Consider the following 20034-nt stretch of genomic DNA (forward strand, 5'->3'; position numbering starts at 1 on the left):
CAATTGGAGTTGAATGCCCTAATCCGATCTTAAACTTGTGCATAGGCAAGACCTTCAGGTCGGGGTTGTAACAGGAGATCACAACAAACAAACACCTGGTCACTTCATATCAACACCTTCATATTGCTTGGGCATAGGAAGATCAGCTCGCTCGTTTGTGTATTGAATGCTGATGATCCACCAGCGACCGGCATCATGAATGAGTTGAAAACTGTTTATCCCCTTTCCATTTTGTTGCGCCTTCACGCCGCCTCCCGCTCGGAATTTATAGGTGGAGAATAGACTCATGATATCCCCAAATCGTTCGGTAATACGGTGGGTCTCCTCTACATAAAAGTCGTTGGTGCGGAAAAATTCGTCAGTCCGTTTTATGTACTCTTCGGGCGTCGAACTGCTATAGGACGGGTGCCCTTGTGCGTCTATCCTTACAACACCGAGGATGGCTTTTTCATGAAAAAGGGATCTATACAATTCCCAGTTGCGCGCACCGGCAGGACCCGAAAGAACCTTATGAAGGCAAAGGATCAGAGAGTCGGGGCTTTCGAATGATCGCTGTCCATAAGATACCGATTGCAGTGTTAAGACGAACAGCGCAGCGATGAAGAGGGACTTTGTATTTTTTATTTTTTCTTGAATCATACTCATTAGAATTTAATCTTTCACTTTTGTATCTACCGCGATCCAATTCACCTCCCACGTCTTTCCACCATCTTCCGAGAACGCCTGCTCAAAGCGGGCTGACGTTGAAGTGATGTCTGAAATAATAAACCGGACAAAGATGGCACGTCCGTTCAGCGTCTCCTGGTTGTAGAACTCACCACGACCATTTTTAAATTCACCGATCGTGGGCAAGGCCATGCCACCGCCTTTTACGTTTGCAAAATTGAGGCTCCACTGGCGGGTTTCAGGATCGTAGAGCCGAAGGCTCAGCCCTTCGAAATGTCCTGCCGGGCCATCGGCCACAAGTTCAACCAGATTTGCTTTTCCATTCCAAACCTTCCGGACAACGGTGATGCCTTCATACTCTACCCAGGTAGTCGATCCGGTCAAGGGTTTCTGAAGCCGTTTCAGATGCGTTTTCCAGGTGCCGATCTCAAAATCAAAATCATGCTGTCCGCTGTTTTCGGCGGGAGATGTGCCGGGAGTTTTCTGAGCCATTCCATCAAAGGATAGCAAGGCGACAAGCAGGCAAGTGATCCACCCGTGAACAACCGGAGCCAGTAATCGTTTCATAGAAGCTTTCATTAATTAAGTGAGGAGGATCTATTGTTGACGGTAACAAAACTATATTTTTACTGGATGGTGTAGATAATCCAGTTTCAATATGTTAACTAATCCAGGGCATGCAGCTTGTAAATGAATTACTCCAGATCGACAGGTCGTCGGATACGCCGCTTTACCTGCAAATCACGAACGCGTTTATTCAAAACATCCATCTGGGAAGGCTTCGAAAAGGACTAAAACTACCCGGTTCACGGGAGATCGCGGACGCCCTGCACATCAACCGCATGACGGTGGTGGCGGCCTTTCAGGAACTGGAGGCACAAGGATGGATAGAAACGCTGGCCAGAAAGGGAACCTTTGTAAAGGTGGATCCTTCTGCGCTATCTCCAAAGAAAATAAGCGACAACCGGGGGGAATTCAGATTACCCCAAAAGACGGGATTCAAATATGATGCAAAAGAAATCTCGCCCACCCCTCTTTCTGATTTTCCTTCGGCCGGAAAAATAATTTTGCGGGATGGCGGCTATCCGGACGTGCGCATGGCGCCCATTGAAGACCTGGTCAGAAAAATAAGAAGTCTTTCGCGGATGTCGTCCAACAAAAAATACCTGATGTATGGAAATGCACAAGGGACACTTTACTTAAGAGAACACCTGGCTGCATTTTTATGCGACACCCGGGGCCTGCGGATCACACCCGATAATATTCTGATCACCAAAGGTGCCCAGATGGCCATCTATATCGCCGCGTCGCTACTGGTAAAGCCAAGCGAAGAGATCATTGTCGGGACGCCCGGATACATCGGGGCGCATTCAACTTTTGAGCAACTCGGTGCCCGGATCAATTATGTACCGGTTGATGAAGATGGATTGGACATCGACGCGGTCGAAAAGATCTGCCAGAAGAAAAGCATCCGGATGGTGTATGTCATTCCGCATCATCATCACCCCACGACAGCAACACTCACTCCTGAAAAGCGGATCCGTCTTCTGGAACTGGCGGCAAAATTCAAATTCGCCATCATGGAAGATGACTACGACTATGATTTTCATTATGCCGGCAAGCCGATGATGCCCATGGCCAGTCTTGATCTGAATGGAAATGTGGTTTATTTAGGTACGCTCACCAAGTCATTGGCTCCCGCCATCCGGTTAGGGTTTATCGTAGCGCCCGTGGAGTTTATCCGCGCGGCTACATATTTCCGAAAATATATCGACTCGCATGGAGACAGCATCATTGAAAATGCCATTGCGGAAATGTTCAAGGATGGTACCATTGTGAGACACCTCAAGAAATCCGTGAAGCTTTATAAAGAACGAAGAGATCATTTCTGCAGCCTGCTGACGAGCGAGTTGGGGAAACATGTCTCTTTTAAAATTCCGGAAGGCGGAATGCTGGTATGGGTTACTTTCTTAAAAAATAATCTGCCGTTGGTCTCTGAGAAAGCCCTTGCAAAAGGACTAGTCATGGGCAATGGCACCGACTACGATACAAAAAGAAAAAAATACAACGCCGTGGGTATGGGCTTTGCCTCTTTAAATTTTAAAGAGCAGGAGAAAGCTGTTCAGATCCTGAAAGAGATTTTGGAATAACATCCCCTTCTCGCCCATCAGAAGGCGATCTGCTCCCCTTGTTTTTGAACAGGGAGCCCAGCATTTGAGAACGTTCAAACCTTGATCTTAAACTTCTGCGAAATATTTCATGGCCAGTTCCGCATAATGCAATGAAATGGTTCTCACAGGATGCCCGGGGTCTATTTCGGTCAGTTCCCAAGGGTCATCTCCCAAAACTTCTTCTGTGTCACTCAATCTTCGGCCTACTTCGAAAAGCCGATCCGTCGCGATTTGCTTGACCACCGTTCCTGTGTTGATGGTCACTTCCGATGTGATGGGCACAAACATATTATTTAGGTTTTGCTTATATAGACTCAAACGGCATACCCAGCCTGGATGTTTACGATTTCCCGAAAAGTGGAAGGTACTCATAGTGGCATTTGATACCGTATACACCCGTAATGACGGATGTGAGTGACATTGGATGGAGCTTAAATGCTGTGATCTGTCCCAGCATTTTCGAATGAAAAAACCCAATATGTCAACATATTTGTTGCCTCCGCACACGTTGCCGATAAAAAGTAAAAACTGCTTCACGGCGGAGAATCCCCTTAAAAACTCCTTAAAAAGTGGGCAAATTCATTTGTTTACAAAATATTAACACCAAAATTTTTCTCTACATCAGAAAATGGTACACGATCAGATTCCGAGATAACTCAACAAGCACCGGAAGCTCTTCCGTTTTCCACAATGCTTCATCTTCTTTTTTTCGGTCAAGCCTTTGCCAGGCTATGCAAAGTACTTTTTCGATAGGTCTTACAATTTTTCGGGCGAAGTGTCGATTAAGACGATGGAGTTTTGACGCATCTCTATAGGATCCTTGACCCACCGGATAGGTTCTTGCCTCTGGCGTTTTAAGCTTACTAAGGTAAAGTTTAAAAGCACCTCAATTTTTGAACAAAAATGCAGCTAAAAGTTACAAGAGTGCCATTTAACCATTATCCTATATCGTGGTTTATTTGCCAATAAATAGGAGCCCAAAAAATAAAAGTACAATGAGAAGAAGGATTTTAGGTTTGTTGGGAGCCGTGCTGCTATTCCCTATGGCAGTCATTGCTCAAAGCGGCTGCAAGTTCACCATTTCCACCGCGGCAACGGAGTGGCAATTTGATGGAGCAGCCAAAGGAGTGAAACCGGGGGACAGGATCTGTTTCAAAGGGGGAACCCGGACGGGTATTAAGCTTATCAATATCCATGGCACGGCAGCACTGCCGGTTATCATCTCGAATGAAAGCAATAGTTCGGTCATCATCAGCGCACCAGCGTCGTTCGGAAACGCCGTTGAGGTCGATAACGTGACCTACGTGAGGTTCACGGGCAGCAACAATCCATCGGTTAAATACGGCATTGAGATCACCGGCGCAGAGATGGGGATCAACTTCCAACAGTTGAGCTCCGATTTCGAGGTCGATCACCTTTATGTTCATAACACGAATTGTGTGGGCATTGTGGCCAAGACCGACCCCACCTGCGACGCTTCCACCTGGAGGGGCAACTTCACGATGAAGAATACATCGTTTCACGACAACTTAATCAGCAACACGGGATGCGAAGGATTTTACATAGGGAATTCACACTACGACTCAGGCGTAGGCATGACTTGTAACGGCACCAGCCTTACCGTGAAGGAACACGATGTGGTGAACGTGAAGGTCTATAACAATACAGTACAAACCACCGGGAACGAGGGCATCCAAGTCGGGTCGGCCATTTCGGGTTGCGAAGTGCACCACAACTCCGTGACCAACTTCGGCACACATAGTGGCTATGGACAGGACAATGGCTTCCAGGCCGGCGGCGGTACCACACAAGCAAAAGTACACGACAACATCATCGATACCGGTAACGGCTATTGCGTCTGGGATTCCGGAGGCGGTGGCATCTATTACAACAACGTCATCCGCGGCGGCTTGATGGGAGGTTTCTCTTTGATCGACTATGCCGGCAATTATGCTCCGACCGGATTCATGGTGATGAACAACACCATCGTGAACTGCTCGCAATTCGATATCATGATGTACGAGGGCCCACCTACCGCCACGTCGCGGATTGCCAATAACATTTTTGTGACGGATCAGGGGAGCAGCTTCACCTATATTAAATACAACAGCCGCGCGGCACAGGCGCTCACGGTGGAAGCCAACAACCTGAAGACAAACAACATCGCCAGCGTGAAGTTTGTCAATGCGGCCGGCGGGGATTTTCACTTGCTGACGGGCTCACCGGCCATCAATGCGGGTATAGACTTGCTTTCCTATGGCGTGACCGTTGACAAGGACGGCAAGGTGCGCATTGGCGCATACGACCAGGGCGCTTTTGAATTTGGAGGGACATCATCGAATCAATCTCCTTCGGTGAATGCCGGTTCGGATAAAACCGTGAGCCTGCCCACTACTTCTGTTGCCCTTACGGGCACGGCTTCCGATCCGGACGGCTCCATCAGCAGCTACACCTGGACGAAGGTATCGGGTTCGACGGCCACATTGACGAACGCCACCACCGCCACCTTGAGCGTCACCGGCCTGGTAGCCGGCACCTACGTATTCCGTCTGACCGTGAAAGATAATGCAGGCGCCACCGCCAGTGACGACGTGACGGTGACCGTTCGTACGAACACTACGCCAATCGTAAGCGTGGGTGCATCCATACTGAACATCACCACGTCTACCACTACCATCATCGGCACGGCTTCCGACCCGGACGGTACCATTTCCACTTACACGTGGACAAAACTGTCCGGCGGCGCTGCCACCATGACCAATGCCAACACGGCTACACTGAGTCTTAGCGGCCTGGTAACCGGCACCTATGTCTTCCGTCTCACCGTAAAAGACAACAGCGGTGCCACGGCCTATGCGACGAAGACCGTTGTTGCCGTCGTCACCAGCACCAACGCAGCACCGACCGTGAGTGCGGGCAGCGCAAAAAATCTGGTGTTGCCCACCAATTCGACTTCGCTGGTGGGAAGCGCGTCCGACAAGGATGGTACCATCGCATCGTATGCATGGGCCAAAGTTTCCGGAGGTACCTGTACGCTTTCTAACACCGCGTCGTCTACGGCTTCGGTGAGTGGCATGGCGGAAGGTTCTTATGTTTTCCGTTTGACTGTGAAAGATAACAAAGGTGCTGCGGCCAGCGCCGATGCTTCGGTGAGCGTTTCCAAAGGCGCCATCACGCGTTTCAGCTTCAGGCCTGCGGCGGCCAGCATCAGCGGCTGGATCAGCGTGGCGGGTGCACCTCATGCCAGCGTGATCACAGCAACCGATCCGGCGACCACCATCACGGTGAGCAGCGTGGCTACCGGCCAGTGGAACCCTGCCAACTACGGCACGCCGACCAGTTCCTATGCCGGTGGTGTTGCCAACGGTACGGTTCAACCGGCCGCCGTGGTAAAGAACAACTGGTTCAACTACAACGCGGCGTATGGCACCACCGTGAACGGTGTGCTGCAAGGCGACAACCTGAAACTGACCCGGCTCAATCCTGCACACCGCTACACCCTGCAAATGGGTGCTTCGCGTGCTGCCGGCAGTGGGTCAACCGATCAATATGGCACATTCGAATACCGCGTAGGCGGTGTCGTGAAGACGTTGACCGTTACCAATAATGCCACGTTGCAAGTTGAATATGCCGGGCTTGCCCCGAACGCCAACGGCGAGATCGGCATCAGCGCACGCAAGATGGTCGGCAGCGCGATGAACTTTGGCTATGTCGGTTGGGTCGTGGTCATTGACCTGACACAAGAACAAGCGCTGACTGCCAAGGGCATCGCGGTCGGCCGCACGATCGACGTAGCCCTCGCGCCGGCGACGGACGATACAGCGGTTGACTCGACGACGACGGTCACCACGCCTTCGGTAGATGACTTTGTGTTCCTCGACAACCACTACCCCGGTGGCTACGACTACACGCTCGTGATCTTCGACGGCTCCGGTCGTCGCATACATCAGGGCAAGTGGAGCCCGGCCATGTACGAGGAAATCTTCATACCCGGCGAATTGTATATCTACCACGTTCTCCAGAACGGCAAGCGGATAGACACAGGCAAGACGGCGATCGTGCAACGATAACAGTTCCCCGCCCCTGGATTGGGGTGCCCGATAAATGCGCTATCGCGAAAGTCGTCAATGGCTTTCGCGATAGCTTTTTTATGGATAGCCGGCGATGCGTGGCGGCGATTGATTGGACGTAAGACTTGTCGCATCAAACAAGCCTCCCGCTACCCGCCCCTGTCGTATCGATTTCACCATGGGGTAGCCTGGAGTGCAACAATCCGGCGATGGAAGAAAAATCACCTTTCGGGTTCGTAAGTCAGCTCTACTACTCCCGACCTAAAAATTCTGGTGTCCGTTAATTTCAATCCAATCCGCTTTTTCAAATTTTCAAATAAAGGCTTACCACCGCCTAAGGCAACGGGATGAACCGATATCTTATAGGTATCAATAAGGCTCAAGTCTATAAAGGTTTTGATAAGACTTGCACCACCGTAAAGCCAAATATCTTTGCCTCCCTGTTTTTTTATTTCTGCTACGTGGTTGGCAATATCAGAAGAAATGAGGCCGGCTTTTTCGAAGGTTCGGTTTTGACCGGAAAAAACGAATTTGCGCTTTGCATGTATGGCTTGCCACATCTCCTTTTCCGCTGAACTTGCGTTCCCGTCTGGCTCAAAATCTCCCCATGCATCATAACTCACCCTTCCGTAGAACATCGTGTCTACACTTTCGAGGAATGCACCAAAGTTCATATCATCGTCCATGACGCACCAATCAATTTCTCCATTTGGTCCTTCAATAAAACCGTCCAATGTGATCGCAAGATTTAAAATTATTCTTTTCATTAGCGTTAGATTTCTCCAAAACTAAAGAAGAGCTCCCTTTCCTACTTTGGAAAAATGCGACAACCTATAGTTGGGTTGGAGCAAGACCCGTATTCCGTTTAATTTCGTTAGCAAGATGTGAATGGTCGTAGAAGCCACACTCAAACGCAATATCCAACAGACTCCGTTTATGCTCCGCGTTTTTAATTACGGTCAAAGCGTTTTGAAAACGGACAATGTTTGAATACTCTTTTGGAGAAATTCCTATTTGTGTTCTGAAATTCCGCTCTAACTGTCTTATCGATGTGTCGTTCCTTTTGGCTAGCTCGTAAATGCTCAACTGTCCCTTGGCCTTATTGATTTCTTCTAAAATGGGTTGTAGTGGGTTGTGTCTTTGTTTACTCTTATCGATGTAGAATTGGTTGAGATAATTGGCCGGGCTTTTAAGGAACTTGTCGATGGCAAAGGAATGCGCTATGTCAAGTTCAACGGTTTTGTCGATTAGTTCATTTTGTGGTGCGTAACGATAGAAATTCGAAAAAGCGGCTGGTTTCAGACACACTCCCCACAGATGCAGGTTGTCGTTGACATAACTGTCTTTAAACGAAGTCATCGCACCCACGACATAGGTTTTACCGAATTCCATAGTAAATGAGCCGTTGTCTGTGACACAAGCGTCGCCTAAATTAAAGACTAAGCCTGCACATCCGTCCGGAAAAATTCTTTCCCATTGTCCGTCGTGTTTGCCGCCCTTCATTTCCCAAAAGGAATGAATAAAAGGTTCTAATGCGTTGCATGGCTTTGTTTCGTGGTATTCCATGGGTGTGTTGATTTCGGTTTTCACAATGACCGCCAATGTCTCGCGGTTTAACGAAGGAGCATTTTTAACTCCTATGCAATATGCGAATTTTGGCCATAGTCACCGGAGTCCGCCCCAAACTGACCACACGGAAATTTGCCTGCGCTAATAGCCAGACCGTGATCGGGTTATAACCCGCCCTTTAGGGCGGGGTTATAAAAACAAACACGTAACCGTCCGCCGGACTGGCGGACGGACTTCCTCTGTGAAGTGATCTACGCCACAATCCGCGTCACCGTATCCGAATACACAATCGCCGGATCAGACCCCACTCCTGCTACCCGGAACATATACGACCTCCCCGGTTCCAGACCGTCGATGGTCTTCGAGCGCGAAGTGCCGGTGAGCGTCTTCCATTGGGTTTCGTCGGTTACGGGGCTGAGGGCATATTGGAACATGTAGCTCACGGCTCTTTCAATTTTTGAGACACTTACCTTCACCGACCCGGGCTTGTCGGTCAGGGTCACTTTCAGATCTGCGGGTTTTTCCAGCCGGCCGGCCGGTGTGGCATTTTTACGCGCCTCAAAACCGGAGGTGAGCAATATGGACAGGTCATTGTTAGACTTCACCTCTACTACACTGGCCAACGCGCGATAGGCATTTTGCAATACAACACGGGCTGCGTTCTTGGCCGCCGTGTCGGCCTTCGAACCGCTTTTTTGTTTGACCAGGGCCGCCTGAAAAGCCGTCAATGCCGTCTTCATCGCATCCAGTTCGGGGATGGGCGCAGGGAAGTTTGCATTGTCCGTCATTTCTTGGATGATGGATTGAGCCTTCACTTCCAACGCCTCGTCATTCATTTCACTCAGTCTCAAGGCTACTTTCACAATCTTGTTCATAATCGTAATGTTTAAAAATTTTGTTATGCCAGGGCCATTGCCAAACGGCATACCAAATTTTAAAACGCCGTGCCAACGTCATTTTTCTTTCTGCGCGATCAAAAACGATCGACATGTAAGTTTTGAAAACAAAAACAATGCAGTGCCGTGATTTTCTACCGTGACTGCAAATACGTTGCAGCGAATAAGTTGCTTCTTCGTTTACAATGCACTTTGCCTTGTTGAGTACGCTTATTATTAAGAGTGTCTTAAAAAGAATCTCGATCATCTTCTTCAATGTATTGCACAACCTGCGAGACTTTATGCCAAGCCTCAGAAACAATCAACCGGTGATAGAAGAAAAGACGGTCTGAGACATGAAAAAGCCAGGAAGGAGAATGCATCGGGCAACCGGGAAATAAAAAAGACCGGGCAAGAAAATGAAAAACCAGACCAGGAAATCAGAAATCTAAACGAGGAAAGTTAAAAACCCACCCCGAAAAATCTAAAGCCTCATCCGGAAAATGAAAAACCGGATCCGGAAAATCAAAGACCTCACGAGGAAAATCAAAAACCGCGCGAGGAAAATCAATAACACGACCAGAAAAATGAAAATCCTCACCCGGAAAATAAAAATCCAAACCAGGAAAAATCCATAGTCCATCCACAAAATGAAAAACCTGGTTAAGAAAATCGAAAACCGGGTTGAGAATCCAGAACAGGGACGGTTCGACAAACGGTGAACGCACAACACTTCGACCTTGCGCGGGTTGAATCACCAACTTGTTATTATTTCTAAGTTGCCTGTCGCATATTTACAACGTCCTTGAAAGAAAAAGCATACATGTTGCGAACGAAGTATGATCGGGCTTTGCCAAACGGAGGAAGGCAATGAAAAATGACACACTAAAAAATATTCTCTCTTTTTTAAAACCTTACCGGAAGTCTACCGTACCGGGGTCTTAGCCGACGATATTTCGTTGGCCCAACGATATATCGTCGGATTTCAGTAGCGCAACCACGTTTTAAGAAAGTAAATAGGGAAACGGCGGAGGAAAAAAGCCATTGGTTGTATGACAGGTACGGCGTTTTTTTATTCGGTTTGCTTTTTAGTTTCGTTGCACTATATTTCATCCAGTCAATGGTATCTGACGAAAGAGCCGGACAATCGTTAACTCCATATTTCAAGGACAAAAACTCGATATTACTGTTACACTATTGAAAGCATGATGGACTACGAAATTATTGGCGAGGGGTATTTTACAAGCATTCACAGAAGTGCCATTGAGGACATTGTAGCTAGCGGTTCTTACAGCAGGGAGTTGGTATTTAGTTCAAATCCGTGGTCTACGGCACTTCAGAATTATTTGATACTAACCCATAAGCCATCTTTGATTCAGAACATACAAATTGACGGATCACAACAGCTGTTTAACCGATACTACTGGTTTAAGAAATTTTATCACTTGTATTCCCGACGTAACGGAATGGATGCCGGCATGGAACAACAAATTTCATTGCTCATAGAATCGATCGGGAATAAGATCAAAGACTTTAATTGGAGCGAGCTGCAAAGGATTGATGGGACTATTGAAAGTCAGGATTAACTATGATAACATCACTACTTGAATAATGTCCTATGTTAACGTCATGCTTCACCTCGTTTGGTGCACCAAAGATCGCCTGCCTCTTCTCACAGCGAAGGTGAAACCCGCCATCCTCAATCACATCCGTCAGAATGCGAAGATAAAAGGTATCTTCATAGACACGATGGAGGGGCACCTGGATCATATTCACGCCTTTAATAGTATTGAATGCCGAGATGAGCGTTGCCAAAGTCATGCAGCTTATCAAGGGCGAGTCCTCTTTTTGGATAAACCGCGAACGACTATTCACTCACGCTTTTGAATGGGCCGTCGAGTACTTCGCCATTTCCGTTAGCCCATCATCGCTGGAGCGGGTACGGTTCTATATTCGCAATCAAGAGCATCATCATAAAAAGATCTCTTTTAAGGACGAGTATGAGCAATTGAAAAAACACTGCGAGACCCCTCATACGGCCACCACCTGACCCTTCTACGCATTCAGCTACGTCTATGCCTGCTATAGGAGCAGTCAGTCCGCCAGCTGGCGGACCGAGTGAGTGAGATGTCTTTGTCCCCTTTATAACCCCAGGCTTTAGCCTGGGGTTGATCGGTCGATGAAAAAAGGTGCCACAGGAAAGCCGGATCGATCTTCACGGTTCATGGCACCGGCCGTACACGCTGCCTCATGGTCCAACGTGGCGAGCCCCCTCTATCTAGCGTGACGTACCCTTGAGCGAGGTGGCCTAATGGCACTTCGGAGCCAGACGTAGTGAGGGTGCACCATGAACGTTCGTGCTACTTGTGGGATGTGAGCGTGGTGCAGTTACCATAGGTTGCATCAACCCCAGGCTAAAGCCTGGGGTTATAAGAAAACCTTTTTGAGATTGTAGAACGTGGCGAGCCTCTTTCTAGAAACCTTTTGAGATTGCAGATGAGATGCTTTCCAAGCTTAGGCATTCATATTAACCCCAGGCTTTAGCCTGGGGTTAGCGGTGTAATAAAAAAGGTGCCATAGGAAAACTGCATCGATCTTCTCGTTCCATGGCACCAACCGCATGCACCGCCTCGGACTCCGCCGTTGGCGAGCCCGCTGCTTAGGTCCTCGACTTTTCATCCAGCAGACGTTCGTCCAGCAAAGTGATCGCGATGGTGTTGTTCAAGGGCCGCACATGAATGAGCCGGCCCACTTCAAAGCCACAGGCTTCGAGCCATTTGCCGGCAAGGCGTATTTCGGAGAGCTTTGCATAGTTGTGTTTTTTTTGGGGAAAGTTCCAGCGCGATGCAACCGATACACTAGGCGCAGTGCTATTACCAATCAACACTGGCGCGTTTTTTGATAACTTAGCCGCGCGTTCCAACATTTATTCAATAGCCTGACCATCCCTTCAAAACCACCCTGATATGAGCAAAAAATTATCTCCACACCCTTATTATCGCCTGTTCACCTTGTTATGTATAAGCGCATGCCTCTCTGCCTGCTCAGACTCCGACAAGAACCTGGAGACCGCCCAACCCTTGGTCACGCTTGATCCACAGGTCATTTCGAGCTACGCGCCGGAACATTGGGTTTATGCCACCGATGCCGATGGCAACCTTCTGGATATAAAGAAAACGACCAGCCGGGAGCGCCTTGTCCTCACGACCACGAGACCGATTGACCATTTCAACCTGACCATTGTAAATGCCAGTGTCGACACTGACGGAACAACGTATTTAAGTGTAGAGACCTACGCCGATGTAGACAGAGGGTCGACGTTCGAAGTACAATATGGCGCCGGGTTAGACCTGAGAGACCTTGTTTCGGTTGCCTTTAAACTCAACGGCTACGATGGACCGCCACAGGGCGTTTGGTTTACAAACCGCGGCTCGTACACCGGCTACCAGGAAACGATCGCCGGCGGCACCCTTCATGCCAACCTGCTCATGGGCGGCTTACCTTCCGATGTGTTGCTTACCACCTATCGCCACGGCGTGCCGGTATACGCAAAGATCCAGGGTGTCAAGGGTGGCGACCAGATCGAATTGGACATGAATACCAACTTCACCCCCTTCGAACATCAGCGAAAGCTGAACTTTGATGGATACAACTCCGCGAACATAGCCGGTGCCTACCTCGACAGCAGCGGAAAACTTGCCTCTTATTTCAATATTCTCGACACCGACCGTCTTGCCGGATCCCAAGACGCCACAGGCCAGCCCCTGATCGGATACATCGACGGCTTCGACATCTACAAGATGAACTTGGTGAACTACCAGGCCTCCGGCGCTGTAGCCTACCACAAACAAGGCAACCTCGCAAGTTCATTTGAGTCATTCACCATGCCAACGTTCAACTTTAAGTTCCTGGACACCGACCTTCGCCACTTTACCTTCGAATTCTCCGAGGATTTCACGTATTACACCGCCGGCTTCACATACGACGCCGGCATAGCCTCTATGCATTGGACGCTCTACGCACCCCAGGGCAAACCAGTAAAGATTGGAAACATCCCTGCCGAAATAGCGGCAGTATACCCCATGCTGCAGCCTGAAGGTTTTCGGTATGATGGATGTGAGCTAACAAAAGTGATCAACGGCTACACCTACAAAGAAAGCATTCTGCGCCGCCACCCCACCCAAGCCGATGAATTTGAGTATTATTCGTTCATGCCTAATCCTTGACGGATCCTCACTAGGCAAATCTATTTCTTCGGCTTTTCGTCCGGCCGGGACTCGTCCAGCAACGTGATCACGATGGTATTGTTCAAGGGCCGGACGTGAATGAACCGGCCCACTTCAAAGCCACAGGCTTCGAGCCATTTGCCGGCAAGGCGTATTTCGGAGAGCTTCGCGTAGCTGTAGGAGCTTCGGGGAAAGTTTCTGTAGTATACTTTTAGGAGCCTTTCTTTTTGCTTGTTGTTTTTCCTGTCCTCCATCCTCCTCAATTATTCAACACATAAATATTTATTACATGTATAAATATCCATATTATTAACATAAATAACCATATTATGTATAATAAATAATTCAATATGATTATTTATCAAACTGAAAAACCCTGTTTATCAGCTACTTTGATTTTAGAATCTCATTTCCGTTTTCGTACTTGTAATGGATTCTTTAACCCGCTGGTTATTCAAATGGCTGAAAAAATTAACAGGCTCAAGCTCGTTCTGGTTGAAAAAGACATCTCCCAAAAAGAATTCGCAGAGAAACTCAACGTTTCATCCAACACGATATCCAGGATTTGCAGAAATGAGACGCAGCCTTCGTTGAAGTTGTTGAGAGAGATGGCTATTCTACTTGATGTGGAGTTATGGGAGTTGTTGGTGCCGATTAAGAAGCGACATGTGAGTTAGTGTTCGGTCTGTCGCATATTTTCAAAGTCTGAAATGAAACAAGGAAGAGAATTCGAGCAACTAATTGAATCTATTTACAGGGAAATCGATCCTGATTCAAAGGTGACCCGAAATGACAAAATTTTAGGCCATCAGTCAAAAACCCATAGGGAGATCGATCTTTCTATAAGGAGTAAAATTGGCTTACACGAGATTCTGATAGTGGTCCAAGCAAAAGACACTAAGAAGCCAATTGATGTAAACGTTGTGTATGAATTTGTGGGCGTCATAAACGACATCAAGGCGAACAAAGGAGTGCTGATTTCATCTAAAGGTTTTTCAAAGTCTGCGAAGTCTGTCTGCGAAAATTATGGAATCGACATGTTTACCGCGCACGATTTTGAAAATCCAAAATGGACACTGGACTTAAAAATGCCTGTTCTATTGAGCCGCTTTGAAGGAGCATTTCGCCCGGACTTTCGATTTACTGCCAATCAAGCCTATGAAAAAATGAGTAGGGAAAATAGAGCCCCGAAAATCCCGAACTGGAATGACTTTAAGTTCACCGATGACGACGGACGCTCATATTTCACCGCCAGGGAGGAATTTACGAAACTCTGTACTGAAGGTGCACTTGTTTTCAACGGCGTAGAAAACGTAAGCTCTTGTAAAAAAGAGGTCAAACTATTTATCACCGATGGCGTGCTTGTTCCAGTAAAAGAACTTTGTTTCATTTACAAAGTTACAAAAAGGGAATACTATAAATATTTTCAAGTTAAGGAATTCAGGGGTTTAATAGACTCACTGCGGAATATCCTTAAGCCTGTTAAATTCAAAGTTGAGAGCGATGACGTTGTGATAGAAGATTTTCGAGTTGAAAGTATTCAAGGGATTCGGTTAGAGACATGGAATCCCATGTCTCCAAAAGTTAAACTGATCCATCCATACAAGATTTTCTTACACAATCTCCTCATCGGGACGCCGCTTGAGCAACCTAAGTTCAACTTTAGCGGAAAAGACCCTGATTTCAAAGAGTGACAACCAGTGTGAAACAAGATTTCTAAACACTTACCCCCTGGGTAGAGCAAGTCTTCCGGATGCGCGATGGCGTCGCACGTGACTTGTGCCTAACATGTCCACAAGTCCTCTGACTTACATGTGCCGAACGACGCAAGGGAACAATTCTGCATACTTCGTATACCGGCAGTCTAAAGACTGCAAGTGTTTGGCTGCACAAGTCCCGCCTGCAATCGATTCACGCAGGAAGACTTGTGCCAACCTGGGGATACAGTAAGGCACCAATTCTGAAGGGGCTGAGTCCATTTCTTTCGGACGTTCCCATAAGCCAGATAGATCAATTTGAGCTGAGCCATATCCGAGGGAAATGCACCTTTCGTTTTCTCTTTTAATCTAGGTTCAATTTAACTTTGACAATTTCTATAGTATCAATATCGACTTCTGGTTTAAGGCCTTCTATAGTTTGTTTAAGTTCTGGCTCTATTACTCCTGAAAAATCATGTAGTTCCCGATACAAATTGAAATGATCTTCACACCAACTAACAATTAAAGGGCGAAGGTCTCCAGTTTTGCCTTCCCAAGGTGAAAATTCATAATAGTGCTCGATCTCACCCTCCTTAACGTCCTTAAACTGATCTAAATGACGCAAAATTTGATCACTCATAATAAATGGTTGACAGAAGATAAGGGTGCTTGATCTTACTGCAAAAACTATATCCTTTGTCGATTCAATTTTACTATTTTCATTATAAACCAAATCGATAGCAAGCCTTACGATATATATTCTGTCCTCTGTTAATTCAGATGTCGTGGCAAATATTAGCGAAAATCTATCAGCAGCGCCACTTTGAATAACTTGTGATACTTTACGATATATCGTGTCCGAACGTTTGGCCAAGTCAAGATTAACCATATATGATCCTGATTCTGTAAACCCATCGGCAGCCGGGCAATGTATTTCCGTGATATGTATATAGTTTATACTCTTAATTCGAATCACAGCTTCCTTAACGAATGCTACATTCTTTGAGATATTACGCAACTTAATGTCAATCTTTGCCCCATTGGCATAATTCCAATCTCCAGTCTCTGTTGAATCATTTGTCGGAACAATACCGACATCTACAATTTCGAAACCTTCAGATTTCTCAGCAAGCTTGTCATATACATCAAATATGTTTTTGAACAAGTCTGTTGTCGACATTAGAATGCCAATCACAAAAACCACTAATATATACCAAGATCTTTTTTTGATCTTACCTAGCCAGCTGCCGATTTTCATGTGGGCATAGTCGAAAAGGTTCTTAATAGCTTACCGCCAACGTCTTGCTATAAGGCGTTTGTCTTCCTAAATAAAGGTAAACAAAAGAGGGCAAATGACCTATAGCTCCTGTTTGACGCCATGTGTTCATAGCTTACTTTCGTGATGAAGCATTTAAGTCAAAATACTCCTATACACGTTCGTCCAGCAAGGTGATTACGATGGTGTTTGTTCAAGGGCCGGATGTGAATGAACCGGCCCACTTCAAAGCCACAGGCTTCGAGCCATTTTCCGGCAAGCCGTATTTCGGAGCTTCGCGTAGCTGTAGGAACTTCGCGGGAAGTTTCTGTAGCATACTTTTAGGATGCGTTCTTTTTTCGCGTTGTTCTTCCTGCTTCTTATCCTCCCTGATTTTCAATACAAAGACTCCAGCTTCTGTTCTTCTATTGTAGTTATCCCCCGTTATGTAAATGCACATTTACTTTGACAAACTCGTTCGTGAATATTCTAAAATGTCTTGACGTGATTAGCATTCATCCAATTGTCAAACAATTGCTTTAGACCTGTATTTCTCTTTTGTCATATACTTTTCATTTGAAAATAAATACCGTAGATTTAAAAAGTAGACGATATCTTTCATCATTTTCTATGCTAAAAAACGCACATAAAGTGGCCTTCCTCGATGCGGTCAAAGAAGAAGGGTTCAATCCATATGACTTTAAGCCGATCGAGAAGAAAGGAGTCTACACCTTATCATATCGAAACACATCAATGGAGTTCTCAATGTATGACTCTACCTTTGGGCCAGATTTTTTCGATATAGTCCCAACTAAATTCTCTGCCGACCAGCAATCAATTGACGATCAAAACATCCGCTTTGATAGAGTCATATATCGATTCCGATTCTGGTTGAAACAACACGTCAAAGCGTATATAAAAGATCGCGAACTTGAAGACCCTTGGAAAAATCTCGATAAAACAACAAGTGAGGAATTCTCGAATTCAGAGACGTTCACTGCTCAAGAGGTAAAACTCTTGGAAGCAAAACTTGACAACTTTCCTACATTAGCCAAATCACTTCCAATTGACCCTAGTCAAATGGAAATTTTGATAAATGAGGTCAAAGAACTTCGTAAAGACCTAAATACCTCCAAGCCCAAAAAGAAATGGTTTCGGGAGTTCACGGGCTTCCTTGTTGAAGCAGGGAAATTCATTCTAAAAGATCCGGAAGAAAGGCAAAAGGTCTTTGCATTCCTCCAAGACCTTGTCGAAACAGCCAAACATCTATTACACTGATTATACTAAAATGAAAAACCTGCTTGCCTTCGCCCTTATTTTTGATTCCTTCAAATTGTCCACGGTCAAGGAGGTATAGACGATCTATTAGGGAGGCCAAGGCATCAAATTGAAGAATTGAAACAGGATACGTTGTATACGAACGTCCTGACAGGCGACTACTATTGTCTATCATTTATGCTGGTTGATACATCAAATCCAGTAATTGGAATGAAATACTACTTCGACAAATCCGTTCCCAATAACAACACTACATGTCGTTCTATTAAGCTCGATGCGAGGCACAGTCATTTGGATTATCTAATAAAAAAGGTAAAGGGTGACTTTCCATTATATGATGCAAACACCGGAATCTACCATACCGACAAAATAGCCGCGATAATTGTTCCAGTCGATTCAAACAAAATGAAGTTCGGGGTAACGTATTTCTACTATAAAGATCGAAAGGCCTTTCGCAAATTTAAATAGTTCATCTTCGACCGTGGACGGCATTGTGGTTATATCGACTCCATTGTCACCAATCATAACCGGCATCACCCTCAGGTTGATAGCATGAACAACGCCAATATCAGCGACAGTTGAAGATCAACTCTGAACGCTCCTCGAAGAATCTAAAGCAGTCTTTAATTTTTGGGAATACCCTTCGTTTGGATTTTGAGCTGGTGCGATGCCTGCTGCAAATAGAAAAATATCGAGGCTAAAATGTTTCATTTAAATTCATATTGCGGTAGTGAGTTTATTCGTACATATTCAAATTACGTCTCAACTATTTCTAATCGCCTTTGATACAATTTCATGCAACACAAACAGTCTTTTCCTCCCATATACCGGACTATGTCTTCTGAGATCAAGCGCATTGAGAAATTCATCTGGTTCAGGAATATACTTCATTCCAAAAGACCCTTTCACCTTTTCTTTATAATCTCTTAGCGACTTTTCACTTGCATGCGCAATGCGGTTCCGTATCGCATTGAGGGTATCTAAATATTTCAGATCATCAGTTCCCTTCAAAAAGGCGAATGGATTCTTATTTTTCCCTACCAATCTGTTGCCTTGGCTAATCAAATCGGCAATTGTTCGAAAATCAAAATAGTCCTTATTTCCTCTTGTTAATACTTGCGACAATCCACGCGGTATGGACTTAATTCCTTTTATCCCATTTTCGGATATAAAATGAGTTGGGTTGTGGTTCAGGGCTACAATCAATCGCAATTCTGCATAGCGCTCCCAAATGGCATGAAGTTCAATTAGGGACATTGCGGCCACCCATCGCAACAAGAGATAATCCTTTGATCTGACTGTTACCTCGAACAATTGAAACCGCAATTTCGATAGTTCAACTTTCCTTAATGAGTTCTTCTTTAACTTAGGTAGATCGGTTTGTTTAGGCATAGGGTCGATTTTAACTAACAACTTTCAATCGCAAATTTCAATAGTTTGAGGTTTGATATAAGTTACTTTGTACAATTGCCACCATTGAATTCAACAACGACTCTAAAAGGTCACCGTTAAATGCAAATGCGAAAAAGCCTATTGGTTGTCCATTTGAAAATTGGTACTGCGTTCCACTAAACGTAACCGTAGTACTTGGATCATTGTGCACACCGTTATTATGTACAGTGTTTCTAATTAGCCGAGCAATTTTATAGGTCTCTAAATATTGTCCATTTAAATTGAAACGTGCTAAAACGGCTGGATAAATATTGCCAAATGCCGGCTTCGCCTCTGTCAAATTACAAAAATATCTTACCATTTTGCGCATTTCTGACTCAATCAGAGATACGATACTAAATAGAAAAGAAAACTTTAAGTACGTGATCTGATGATTCTGGAATGTATGAATTTGATTAATGGGTGCCATAGGCATACGAGTCTGCCAAAATTGCGGATTAAAAAATGTATCAATAGTCGCAGTTAAATTTAAAACGTAGTCCCTAAACCCCGCCAATGGTACAGCCAATCCACTCGTCTTATTAGTTCCTAAGCCAAAATTATTTTGAAGAAATTGAAGGGACGGGCCGGCCGTTTGAGTTATCCTATCGATTCTTGAAGCAAACAGTTGAAACTGCTGTTGCTGTGGGTACATTGGTGTTATCATAACGTTTTGATTGAGCATTCTAAATAAATTTACCAAAATTTTGCAATACTTAGACCCTCTATGTCATACCAATGATTTTAGTAATCCTGTATCTGATTAAGGTAGTTAGTGGTTTATTAAGTCCAGAGT

At 45.7% G+C, this 20034-nt stretch carries 22 protein-coding genes and 1 pseudogene; 9 read left to right on the top strand and 14 right to left on the bottom strand.

Annotated features, from left to right (window positions below; genetic code table 11):
- Window positions 1–99 precede the first annotated feature (99 nt).
- Both D4L85_RS30980 and D4L85_RS30985 read right to left on the bottom strand, forming a co-directional pair.
- A complete protein-coding gene (locus tag D4L85_RS30980; RefSeq protein WP_160144111.1) occupies window positions 100–639 on the bottom strand; it encodes a hypothetical protein in 540 nt (179 codons plus the stop codon).
- Between the two features lie 12 nt (window positions 640–651).
- Window positions 652–1233 carry a hypothetical protein gene (locus D4L85_RS30985; protein WP_119759015.1) on the bottom strand — a complete coding sequence of 194 codons (582 nt, stop codon included), beginning with the start codon at window positions 1231–1233 and terminating at the stop codon, window positions 652–654.
- Between the two features lie 110 nt (window positions 1234–1343).
- On the opposite strand from D4L85_RS30985, the gene pdxR reads away from it, so the two are divergent.
- Window positions 1344–2816 carry a MocR-like pyridoxine biosynthesis transcription factor PdxR gene (gene pdxR, locus D4L85_RS30990; protein ID WP_119757996.1) on the top strand — a complete coding sequence of 491 codons (1473 nt, stop codon included), beginning with the start codon at window positions 1344–1346 and terminating at the stop codon, window positions 2814–2816.
- Between the two features lie 87 nt (window positions 2817–2903).
- Here pdxR and D4L85_RS30995 read toward each other — a convergent pair whose 3' ends face one another.
- On the bottom strand, window positions 2904–3125 hold the full coding sequence (locus D4L85_RS30995) for a hypothetical protein (protein ID WP_119757997.1): 222 nt from the start codon (window positions 3123–3125) through the stop codon (window positions 2904–2906).
- A gap of 707 nt (window positions 3126–3832) precedes the next feature.
- Between D4L85_RS30995 and D4L85_RS31000 the strand changes: the two genes are divergently transcribed.
- Entirely contained in the window at window positions 3833–6907 is a 3075-nt protein-coding gene (locus D4L85_RS31000) for a right-handed parallel beta-helix repeat-containing protein (protein WP_119757998.1), read from the top strand.
- Window positions 6908–7128: 221 nt separating this feature from the next.
- Here D4L85_RS31000 and D4L85_RS31005 read toward each other — a convergent pair whose 3' ends face one another.
- The 4 genes from D4L85_RS31005 to D4L85_RS34570 all read right to left on the bottom strand — a co-directional run bounded on the left by D4L85_RS31005 (window position 7129) and on the right by D4L85_RS34570 (window position 10109).
- A complete protein-coding gene (locus D4L85_RS31005; RefSeq protein WP_119757999.1) occupies window positions 7129–7674 on the bottom strand; it encodes a dihydrofolate reductase family protein in 546 nt (181 codons plus the stop codon).
- 64 nt (window positions 7675–7738) lie between these two features.
- Window positions 7739–8473: a helix-turn-helix domain-containing protein gene (locus D4L85_RS31010; protein WP_119758000.1), complete on the bottom strand. Its 735-nt coding sequence runs from the start codon at window positions 8471–8473 to the stop codon at window positions 7739–7741.
- Between the two features lie 254 nt (window positions 8474–8727).
- Window positions 8728–9351, bottom strand: a complete 624-nt coding sequence (locus tag D4L85_RS31015; protein ID WP_160144112.1) for a fibronectin type III domain-containing protein — start codon at window positions 9349–9351, stop codon at window positions 8728–8730.
- A 440-nt stretch (window positions 9352–9791) separates the two neighbouring features.
- Window positions 9792–10109: a hypothetical protein gene (locus D4L85_RS34570; RefSeq protein WP_160144113.1), complete on the bottom strand. Its 318-nt coding sequence runs from the start codon at window positions 10107–10109 to the stop codon at window positions 9792–9794.
- Window positions 10110–10556: 447 nt separating this feature from the next.
- Between D4L85_RS34570 and D4L85_RS31020 the strand changes: the two genes are divergently transcribed.
- The 3 genes from D4L85_RS31020 to D4L85_RS34960 are packed head-to-tail and all read left to right on the top strand — an operon-like array spanning window position 10557 to window position 11401.
- Complete coding sequence (locus tag D4L85_RS31020; RefSeq protein WP_119758002.1) at window positions 10557–10937, top strand: hypothetical protein; 381 nt, start codon at window positions 10557–10559, stop codon at window positions 10935–10937.
- A 43-nt stretch (window positions 10938–10980) separates the two neighbouring features.
- Complete coding sequence (locus D4L85_RS34955) at window positions 10981–11238, top strand: transposase (protein ID WP_250645402.1); 258 nt, start codon at window positions 10981–10983, stop codon at window positions 11236–11238.
- Window positions 11153–11401: a transposase gene (locus tag D4L85_RS34960; protein ID WP_250645399.1), complete on the top strand. Its 249-nt coding sequence runs from the start codon at window positions 11153–11155 to the stop codon at window positions 11399–11401. Before D4L85_RS34955 ends, D4L85_RS34960 begins: the two co-directional genes overlap by 86 nt.
- A gap of 609 nt (window positions 11402–12010) precedes the next feature.
- Here the strand turns inward: D4L85_RS34960 and D4L85_RS31030 are convergent.
- Window positions 12011–12238, bottom strand: coding sequence for a SymE family type I addiction module toxin (locus D4L85_RS31030; protein ID WP_160144114.1), 228 nt, complete (start codon window positions 12236–12238; stop codon window positions 12011–12013).
- A gap of 79 nt (window positions 12239–12317) precedes the next feature.
- Between D4L85_RS31030 and D4L85_RS31035 the strand changes: the two genes are divergently transcribed.
- Window positions 12318–13577, top strand: coding sequence for a hypothetical protein (locus D4L85_RS31035; RefSeq protein WP_119758004.1), 1260 nt, complete (start codon window positions 12318–12320; stop codon window positions 13575–13577).
- A gap of 20 nt (window positions 13578–13597) precedes the next feature.
- On the opposite strand, the gene D4L85_RS31040 is transcribed toward D4L85_RS31035, so the two are convergent.
- Window positions 13598–13831 (bottom strand): SymE family type I addiction module toxin, encoded by a 234-nt coding sequence (locus tag D4L85_RS31040; protein WP_119758005.1) that lies wholly within the window; start codon window positions 13829–13831, stop codon window positions 13598–13600.
- Window positions 13832–13927: 96 nt separating this feature from the next.
- On the opposite strand from D4L85_RS31040, the gene D4L85_RS31045 reads away from it, so the two are divergent.
- Together D4L85_RS31045 and D4L85_RS31050 are read left to right on the top strand one after the other, a co-directional pair.
- Complete coding sequence (locus D4L85_RS31045; RefSeq protein WP_228450685.1) at window positions 13928–14254, top strand: helix-turn-helix transcriptional regulator; 327 nt, start codon at window positions 13928–13930, stop codon at window positions 14252–14254.
- Between the two features lie 33 nt (window positions 14255–14287).
- Window positions 14288–15271, top strand: a complete 984-nt coding sequence (locus tag D4L85_RS31050; protein WP_119758007.1) for a restriction endonuclease — start codon at window positions 14288–14290, stop codon at window positions 15269–15271.
- A 170-nt stretch (window positions 15272–15441) separates the two neighbouring features.
- Here D4L85_RS31050 and D4L85_RS35185 read toward each other — a convergent pair.
- From D4L85_RS35185 to D4L85_RS35190, 3 genes and pseudogenes are all read right to left on the bottom strand, one after another.
- A pseudogene (locus D4L85_RS35185) lies at window positions 15442–15633 on the bottom strand (hypothetical protein); the annotation flags it as partial.
- Between the two features lie 5 nt (window positions 15634–15638).
- Window positions 15639–16532, bottom strand: coding sequence for a hypothetical protein (locus tag D4L85_RS31055; RefSeq protein WP_119758008.1), 894 nt, complete (start codon window positions 16530–16532; stop codon window positions 15639–15641).
- Window positions 16533–16690: 158 nt separating this feature from the next.
- Window positions 16691–16816 (bottom strand): SymE family type I addiction module toxin, encoded by a 126-nt coding sequence (locus tag D4L85_RS35190; protein ID WP_119758009.1) that lies wholly within the window; start codon window positions 16814–16816, stop codon window positions 16691–16693.
- A gap of 343 nt (window positions 16817–17159) precedes the next feature.
- On the opposite strand from D4L85_RS35190, the gene D4L85_RS31065 reads away from it, so the two are divergent.
- Window positions 17160–17807: a hypothetical protein gene (locus D4L85_RS31065; protein WP_119758010.1), complete on the top strand. Its 648-nt coding sequence runs from the start codon at window positions 17160–17162 to the stop codon at window positions 17805–17807.
- A gap of 762 nt (window positions 17808–18569) precedes the next feature.
- Here D4L85_RS31065 and D4L85_RS31075 read toward each other — a convergent pair.
- Together D4L85_RS31075 and D4L85_RS31080 are read right to left on the bottom strand one after the other, a co-directional pair.
- A complete protein-coding gene (locus D4L85_RS31075) occupies window positions 18570–19199 on the bottom strand; it encodes a hypothetical protein (protein WP_119758012.1) in 630 nt (209 codons plus the stop codon).
- Between the two features lie 37 nt (window positions 19200–19236).
- A complete protein-coding gene (locus D4L85_RS31080; RefSeq protein ID WP_119758013.1) occupies window positions 19237–19923 on the bottom strand; it encodes a hypothetical protein in 687 nt (228 codons plus the stop codon).
- Between the last annotated feature and the right edge of the window lie 111 nt (window positions 19924–20034).

Origin of the sequence: Chryseolinea soli (assembly GCF_003589925.1) — a bacterium.
Lineage (GTDB): Bacteria > Bacteroidota > Bacteroidia > Cytophagales > Cyclobacteriaceae > Chryseolinea > Chryseolinea soli.